At 58.4% G+C, this 7,241-nt stretch carries 10 protein-coding genes; 7 read left to right on the forward strand and 3 right to left on the reverse strand.

What is annotated here, in order from left to right:
• Positions 1 to 1,877, reverse strand: a 1,877-nt coding sequence (locus tag RMO15_RS15310) for a PA domain-containing protein (RefSeq protein ID WP_309714318.1), incomplete at its 3' end; no start/stop codon positions are given.
• Between the two features lie 184 nt (positions 1,878 to 2,061).
• Here RMO15_RS15310 and RMO15_RS15315 point away from each other — a divergent pair.
• Genes RMO15_RS15315 through RMO15_RS15340 form a run of 6 tightly spaced genes read left to right on the forward strand, consistent with a single transcriptional unit; the run spans position 2,062 to position 5,736 of the window.
• On the forward strand, positions 2,062 to 2,556 hold the full coding sequence (locus tag RMO15_RS15315) for a GNAT family N-acetyltransferase (protein WP_309714319.1): 495 nt from the start codon (positions 2,062 to 2,064) through the stop codon (positions 2,554 to 2,556).
• A gap of 16 nt (positions 2,557 to 2,572) precedes the next feature.
• On the forward strand, positions 2,573 to 3,043 hold the full coding sequence (locus RMO15_RS15320; RefSeq protein WP_309714320.1) for a PilZ domain-containing protein: 471 nt from the start codon (positions 2,573 to 2,575) through the stop codon (positions 3,041 to 3,043).
• Between the two features lie 8 nt (positions 3,044 to 3,051).
• Positions 3,052 to 4,065 carry a Gfo/Idh/MocA family oxidoreductase gene (locus RMO15_RS15325; protein ID WP_309714321.1) on the forward strand — a complete coding sequence of 338 codons (1,014 nt, stop codon included), beginning with the start codon at positions 3,052 to 3,054 and terminating at the stop codon, positions 4,063 to 4,065.
• Between the two features lie 23 nt (positions 4,066 to 4,088).
• Positions 4,089 to 4,265 (forward strand): hypothetical protein, encoded by a 177-nt coding sequence (locus RMO15_RS15330; RefSeq protein WP_309714322.1) that lies wholly within the window; start codon positions 4,089 to 4,091, stop codon positions 4,263 to 4,265.
• A gap of 46 nt (positions 4,266 to 4,311) precedes the next feature.
• Entirely contained in the window at positions 4,312 to 5,310 is a 999-nt protein-coding gene (locus RMO15_RS15335) for an ROK family protein (protein ID WP_309714323.1), read from the forward strand.
• Between the two features lie 3 nt (positions 5,311 to 5,313).
• Complete coding sequence (locus tag RMO15_RS15340) at positions 5,314 to 5,736, forward strand: EamA family transporter (RefSeq protein WP_309714324.1); 423 nt, start codon at positions 5,314 to 5,316, stop codon at positions 5,734 to 5,736.
• 38 nt (positions 5,737 to 5,774) lie between these two features.
• Here RMO15_RS15340 and RMO15_RS15345 read toward each other — a convergent pair whose 3' ends face one another.
• Positions 5,775 to 6,170, reverse strand: a complete 396-nt coding sequence (locus tag RMO15_RS15345) for a Spy/CpxP family protein refolding chaperone (protein WP_309714325.1) — start codon at positions 6,168 to 6,170, stop codon at positions 5,775 to 5,777.
• A 62-nt stretch (positions 6,171 to 6,232) separates the two neighbouring features.
• On the reverse strand, positions 6,233 to 7,042 hold the full coding sequence (locus RMO15_RS15350; RefSeq protein WP_309714326.1) for a creatininase family protein: 810 nt from the start codon (positions 7,040 to 7,042) through the stop codon (positions 6,233 to 6,235).
• Here RMO15_RS15350 and RMO15_RS15355 point away from each other — a divergent pair.
• A partial coding sequence (locus tag RMO15_RS15355) for an LD-carboxypeptidase (RefSeq protein ID WP_309714327.1) occupies positions 7,041 to 7,241 on the forward strand: 201 nt, incomplete at its 3' end. The two genes, RMO15_RS15350 and RMO15_RS15355, sit on opposite strands and share 2 nt — an antisense overlap.

Raw genomic sequence — 7,241 nt, forward strand, 5'->3', positions numbered from 1 at the left:
GCCGCACCGGTAACGCCTTTGTCGGGCGCGTAGTCAATGTCACCGGTCTTTTCGTCCATGTGGTACGACTCGATCCGGTGCTCCTGGTTGTCTGCGGTTGTGGGAGGTAGTCCCTTAAACGCGAAGCTGGACTTGCCCTCACTGCCCTTGAAGCCGCCTTGGTCATCCCCGACCATCTGGATGAAGTTGGCACGGACCCCGATGAAGCTCTTGGTGTTGGAGTTGTGCGGCACGACCACTAAAGCGCGGTCTACTGGGTCACTGGGGACGAGAGAGCGGCGCGGCTCGTACTCCCGCACGCGGCCCTTGAGCGTCGCAAAGCCGGAGCGCAGCCCCATGCGGGTCCACTGGCAGGTCTTGTAGAGCGGGATTTGCTTCTTCGGGTCGGCGTTCGGGTCGTTGGAATCGTTGACATAGTGCTGGAGCAAACAGACAAAGGTCTTGAGCTGGAGCGCTAAGTTCGCGATATTGACCTTCTCAAACGTGTCAAACGGCGTGTCTACCTGGTTGCGGGAGTCATCAATCGAGGCAAAGGTCACCCCGAAGCCACCCGCCATCCCCACAATCTCAGAGTCGAAGGCGGGCTTGCCGGGGATAAAGTTGCGCCAGCTCTTGCCATCTACCGGGTTGACCCCGTCGGAGAAGCGTTTCTTGGCATCGTAGCCCAGTACCTCGGCGACTTTGTCATTATTCTCACGTGCCACACGGGCGATATCGGAGTAGAGGTTTTGCGTGTCTTCTCGGACATTGACGAGGTGCGCTTTGTAGAAAATCCCCAGCGAGCGGGTCTGGCTGGCGAGATCGAGGCCCACCCAGAGATAGATCGGGTCGGTGGGGTCTTTTGCTTGACCGAAGAGTTTGGCAAAGGGGCCGGGCACTTGCCAGTCGTCTATGTGGTTGTCGAGAAACTCGCGGACGCCTTGGAGTCCGAGGCAGTGACCCGATGTCGCTAAAAACCAGATCGTGCGCTCATGGCCGACTTTCTGAAACGTCCGCGCGGTCTGCAAGAGCCCCGCAATTCCACCCGCCTGTTCGGCTGCGGGAGCGAGCGCAGGGACGACCGACATGCCATCATAGTAAGACTGCACCACGATAATCTGCTTGGCGATCTTAGGGTCTTTGCTCTGGCCCGGAAGCACGCCGATAAAGTTCTTGGCCTGCACCCGATCCCACTTCATCTCCGCATGGAGCGTCGCCTTTAGGCTCTTGCGGGAGAGGGAGAGGGCTTGAAGCGCGGCGGCATCGCTCTTTTTGATAAAGAAGCGGGGGATCGAAAGGGGAATCGAGACGAACTTCGCCTCGGCCTCGCCGCGCATGGTCTTGTCGGGCTCGATAAAGACCACGGCCTTGGCCCCGAGGCGCGGTGCATTGAGCCAGTCGGTACCAGAGTTGAAGTCCACGAGGACAATCGCGCCCTCTACCTCTTTGCCATTAAAGGAGCCCAGAAGGCCATTGCCCGCGTAGATCAGCGGCCCACTCAGTCCCTCCTCGGGGAGCTGGCTGGTGCGGACGAGATTGGGCCAGATGCAGTAGAGCGGGTAGGTCTTGCCATTGGCATCTAGACGAGCCCCCTTGTCCATCGGCACTGTTGCCGTGAACGTCTCTGACTTCACGTTGTTATCGCCAAAGAGCTTCTTGAACTCCTGCTCGACATAGACGGCGGCGTGTTTTTCACCGGGGTAGCCCACGACCCGCGAGCCGTTGGAAGACAGCTCCCGAATGGTCTGTGCGAGCGCTTGGTCGTTAACCGTCGCCGTCAGAGCTTTATACTTTTCCGCCAGAGCCGGGTCAACTGCTGCCCGGACCGACGAAGAGACTGCGACTAGCGCCGTCAGCAAGAGTGTCGCCTGACGGACAACGCGCGCAAGAGTCATCATCGAGAGGTTCCTTCGTACCACATCCTCCGTCGCCGGAGGTATTCGTCGTGATAATAGCACGTTAACGGAGTTCGCCGCAACCGAGGCCAATTCCTGCTCGGTCTACGAAAGTCATAATGTCCAGCCCCTTGCTAACAAATCTCTGGGCTTACGCGAGCGTTGCCTGTCCAGGTACAATGCTTCTATGCCTGATCTACTTGTGCCGCTCTATAAACTGCCCACCGTAGACGACGAACTTGTGCGCCTTCGTGCCGAGGGGATCGTGGTGCGCCGGGCGTTTCCCTTTGATCTTTCTCGCACTCGCCGCTTTATTGCGAAAACTTTTTCGGAGAGCTGGGCCGATGAAACCGAAGCGGGTTTTGCTCGCCAGCCGATAACCTGCTGGATCGCGATCTATGAGAAACGCGTCATCGGTTTTGCTTGTGTTGATGCCACGATGCGGGGCTTTTTTGGCCCCACCGGCGTTGATCCCACGTTTCGAGGACGGGGAGTAGGAGCCGCTTTATTGCTCGTTGCACTTCATGGACTGAAAGAAATCGGCTATGGCTACGGTATAATTGCCGGGGCCGGACCGGTGGCTTTCTACGAAAAATGCTGTGGTGCGACCGTTATTGAAGGTTCTGAGCCAGGTATCTATGTGGATATGCTAGAGGCCGATGGTGAGGAAAGTACACGTTAGAGACGATAATAGAGCCATGCCACTTGAAGATGACAACACCGAGTTTGAGATTCCCGACGACGTGGAGGCGATCCTGCGTCGCCAAGATGAGGCAATGGCTTTGCTAGAGCGCCTGCGCACCACCGAACCGTTCCGCCGCCCCAAGGCCGACCAACAAGGAGCAAAGCGCCGCGAGTTCCGACGCTGGCCGCTCCCGGAGGGCGTGAGTTTGGAGCTACATGATAGTGCCGGCTGGAAGACTGCCGATGTGATGGACATGGGAGTGGGGGGGGCACGCCTCAATAAACTCCCGGCCTTCGCCGATGGCCCCACACCTGCTCGGCTGAAGTCGCCGTCGTCGCAGGCAGTTCTTGTGCTCTGTGATGTGATGTGGAAAGACAACGATGGTCGAGCGGGGATTCGCTTTGAGTTCCGCGACGAAGACGAGCGCGACAACTGGTCGGGAGGTCTCATCGATGCCCTCCTCGCCCGGCATGCCGTGAGCTAGGAATCCCGATGAAACGAATTGGATTGATGGGTTGTGGGGTTGTCGCTGACTACGGCCACTCTCACGCAATCGCCCAGACCGAGGGCCTGAGCTTGGCCGCTCTTTACGACCCGAACCCCGAGGCACTTGCCCGGCTTGCGGCACGCTACCCCGATGCCCATGCCTTCACGGACATTGAGGCATTTTGGCGCTGCGGGCTGGATGCTGTCTCGATCACGTCCCCCGCGCCCGTCCACTTAGACAACCTGCGCGGCGCTGCTCAACATGGCCTGCACGTGCTCTGCGAGAAGCCTCTCGGTATGAACGAGGACGAGATTGAGGAGATGATCTCCCTCGCTGATGATGCTGGGATTCTCTTTGCCACGGCGCTCTGCTACCGCTTTAGCCCCGTCGCCCAGAGAATCAAGCAACTGATTGATGACGGTGTGATTGGCGAGCTTCGCGCCCAGCGTCTTATCTACCTCTGGAACCTGCACGGCAAGTGGGAGACCGATGCGCACGGCAATCGCTTTGAGTCCGCACGGCGGCTAGGGCGCTTTGAGGAAGGTGGGCCGCTGGTAGACTGCGGCGTGCACCAAATAGATCTCGCGCTCTGGTGGACCGGCTCTGAGATCATCCGTCAGCACGCAGCGGCGGCTTGGATTGAGGAGCATGAGGCACCAGGCCATGTCTGGCTCCACATGGACCATGCCAGCGGCTGTCATACGTGCGTCGAGATTAGCTTTTCATACACCCATACCGCCCAAGATCCCCTTGATCTCTTCACCTACGAGCTGATCGGTACAGAGGGCCTGATTCGCTATGTCCGAGACGGTTGGTTCTTCGAGGTGCGCAACGGCCAAGGAACCGTGCGGCTTCCCGGTGCCAGCGAGAAAGACTTTCATGGCATGTACGCCGCCTGGCGCGATGCCCTCTACACCGGAAACCTCGGCAATATCCCCTCTGCACGCGATGGTCTCCATGTTACCCAGCTCTCCCGCCGGGCCACCGAAGCAGCAATGGCAACACGCTACCGAAAATAGAGCCACTGACCGAGAATAGTGCTATGAAATATGGGATTCTTCTGATGATCTTAGGACTGTTGATGAGTGGTTGCGAGCGAGAAGCAACTCCCGAAGCAGCGGTTCAGACAGCCGTGCAGAGCAAAGACCGGGCCGCGACTCTTCAGAAAGAAAGTCAGCAGCGTGTTTCGGAAGCGGATGCAATTGTAGGGGGAAAGTAGAGTCGACGTGCTATACTGACCTGGTAATTTTGGGAGGCAGAAAACCTTGAGTTGGAATCGGGACGCTCACTACGTTGTAGGGGCTGATCTAGGTGGGACAAATATCCGAGCGGCTGTGCTGGATCGGGCAGGCAAGATGCTGGGGCATGGCAAGAGGCCCTCGCTGGCACAAGAAGGCTCCGCACGAACCGTCGGGCAGATCAAGCAAGCGGTTGAGGAAGCGATCTCTGAGTCGGGCGTTGCCCTCTCGGAGATCGGTGGCATGGGCATTGGTGTGCCAGGGCATATTGATCCTGCGGGTAAGAAAGTCCTCTGGGCTCCCAACTTCTACGAGGACAGCTTTCCCTATCGCAATATCTCCCTCGCCGATCCCATTGCGGAGGCGACAGGGCTGCCCGTTCTCATGGGCAATGATGCTAATGTCGCGGCTATGGGAGAGTTTCGCTTTGGCGCGGGACGTGGCACCCGAACGATGGTGATGTTCACCCTCGGCACCGGTGTGGGCGGGGGACTGATTCTTGATGGCAAGCTCTGGACCGGCTTTACCGGTGGCGCGGGCGAGCTGGGGCACATTATTATCGCCGCCGGAGAGCGTGGTGGTGCGGCTGCCTACGGAAGCCTAGAGTCTATGGCACAGATCTCCGCTATTTGTGAGCGTGCATCGCGCAAGCTCTGCCAGGGGCGCAAGAGCGTTCTGGCAGATGTCAGTGGCTACGACTGGCACCGAATCACTCCTAAAGATATCGCAGATGCCGCCAAAGCAGGCGATGCGGTCGCGCTGGAAGTGCTGGAGGAGACTGGCTACTACATCGGACTTGGCGTGACCTCGGTGGTCATGCTCCTCAATCCCGAGAAAATCGTGATTGGTGGGGGAGTGGCCGGTGCAGGTGATCTCCTCTTCGAGCCGATTCGTCGCACGGCGTTCGCAAACTCGTCCAGCACCCTCATCAAGAACTGTCAGATTATTCCCGCTGAACTCGGCGATGATGCGGGAATCTACGGCGGCGCGGGGCTCGTCTTTGATGCACTCGAGAGCGCGGTTTAACCGATGACTTGGGCAGGCTGGGCACTTTTCTCGGCCTGCTTCGCGGGAATGACTGCGGTTTTAGCGAAGATTGGAATCCAGGGGATTCCCTCGAACCTGGCGATGGCTATCCGCACCACGGTTGTACTGGTGGCTGCTTGGGGTTTAGTCTTAATCCGTGGTGAGGCCAAAGATCTTACCGCCATTCCCTCACGGACTCTGCTTTTTCTGGTACTTTCGGGTTTTGCGACAGGGGCATCATGGCTCTGTTATTTTAAGGCTCTGGAGCTCGGGCCTGTTTCGAAAGTGGCACCGATTGATAAGCTGAGCTTTGTAATTGCCACGGCACTTGCCCTGATTTTTCTGCGAGGCGAGAAGCTGACTTGGCCACTCGGGCTTGGCTGTGTTTTGATTGTTGCTGGTGTGCTTCTGACGCTCAAGGGATAAAAAAAGCCCCCTTCGCGATTGCGAAGGGGGCTTGGGAACTAGCCCTTTTTGCTACCGGGCTTGGCACCCGCAGCCGGTTTGCCTGCGCCACCGGGAGCGCCACCACCAGGGCCACCGCCGCCCATGAAGCGCTCCATCATTTTCTTGCGCTCTTCTTCCAGCTTCTTTTTCTGATCGGGGGTCAGAATGGCGTTGATCTGATCCGTGTACTTCTTGCGCATCGCGTCCATCTCAGCACGTTGCTTGTCCGTGATTGCCTTGAGCTTGGTCTTCTGAGCCTCGGTCAGGCCAAGGTTCTCGTACATGCGCATGCCGCCGCCGCCACCCCGACCGCCACCGGGAGGGCCTCCTTGGCCACCGCCGCCGGGTCGTTGCGCAAACGCTGCACCGCCAACCATCAGGATGGCTGCAAGGGTTAAAATCGTTGTCTTCATGGAAATTACTACTCCTTAATTACCACTATACGGGTCAATTATGAAAAAGTTCTGTAAATTCGCTAAGGCACACGCGGCCACGTTGCGTATTCTTTCACAAAGCGGACGATTTCATTTGTGGCGGTTTGAATAAGCTGCTCCCCTTTTTCGGGTGTGGCATCGTCAGGGAAGCCAAAAGCGCCAGTTTCGCTGCCTTGCTCCATGGTGCGGATAACCGAGAGTCGATTGTTTTGGATGTGATCCGGGCTCCAAAACCCTGAGCCAATGTCTCGGCGTGCGGCAGGTCGCGAATTTTTGACAAGCTCGGGGTGCGTGACTTGGATCACGCTGGTCTCCCACTCGCAGGCATGGATGACTTTCTTCTGAACAAGCCCCAGCGCCGCCAGCTCCGGCAGCGCGAGCTCGAACCAGGAGCCCACACAGAGATAGAGCTCAGGGAGCGTCACCCGATGCCGTAGCTGGACTTCTAGCAGAGCCGCCTGGGCCGGGACAATATTGCCCGCGTGGGAGTTGAGGAAGAAGATCTTACGAAAGCCCGCCCCGATTAAGCTCTCCGCCATGTCCTCGATGACACCCCGATAGGTGGCTTGTGAGAGGCTGATCGTGCCCGGAAAGCTTAAGTGATGGTGGCTCGCTCCAACCCAGAGCATCGGGGTGAAGAGGGCGACCTCTTCCGTAGCCGCTTCGACGCGCCGTGCGATCTCGCTACCGATCATTGAGTCGGTTAAGAGCGGCAGGTGGTGCCCGTGCTGCTCCAGTGACCCAATTGGGCAGACCACGACTCTATCTTTTAGCGCCTCAATCTCTGTCCAGTTTCTCTCGCCTAGTTGCATGTACCACGGTTCGTCACGGGCTGGTACAATCCCTTCCATGAGTTCTTATATATGGCCCCGACCTCTTCGTCCTGGTGGCACTATTGGCATCTGCTCGCCTGCGGGCGCGGCTCCTGGGGGTGAGATTGAGCGGGGGGCAGCGGCTCTGCGGCGGCGGGGCTACACGGTTGTTGTGGCTCCGAATGCGACAGCGCGGCACTCGGAGTGCAACTATCTGGCGGGCACCGAGGCGCAGCGG

Origin of the sequence: Armatimonas sp. (genome assembly GCF_031410135.1) — a bacterium.
GTDB lineage: Bacteria > Armatimonadota > Armatimonadia > Armatimonadales > Armatimonadaceae > Armatimonas.

Bases quoted from the DNA above. Each gene is read 5' to 3' on its own strand.
- RMO15_RS15350 (WP_309714326.1), bottom strand. From the start codon at position 7,042: ATGGAAGGGATTGTACCAGCCCGTGACGAACCGTGGTACATGCAACTA.
- RMO15_RS15315 (WP_309714319.1), top strand. From the start codon at position 2,062: ATGCCTGATCTACTTGTGCCGCTCTATAAACTGCCCACCGTAGACGAC.
- RMO15_RS15340 (WP_309714324.1), top strand. From the start codon at position 5,314: ATGACTTGGGCAGGCTGGGCACTTTTCTCGGCCTGCTTCGCGGGAATG.
- RMO15_RS15325 (WP_309714321.1), top strand. From the start codon at position 3,052: ATGAAACGAATTGGATTGATGGGTTGTGGGGTTGTCGCTGACTACGGC.
- RMO15_RS15345 (WP_309714325.1), bottom strand. From the start codon at position 6,170: ATGAAGACAACGATTTTAACCCTTGCAGCCATCCTGATGGTTGGCGGT.
- RMO15_RS15330 (WP_309714322.1), top strand. From the start codon at position 4,089: ATGAAATATGGGATTCTTCTGATGATCTTAGGACTGTTGATGAGTGGT.
- RMO15_RS15320 (WP_309714320.1), top strand. From the start codon at position 2,573: ATGCCACTTGAAGATGACAACACCGAGTTTGAGATTCCCGACGACGTG.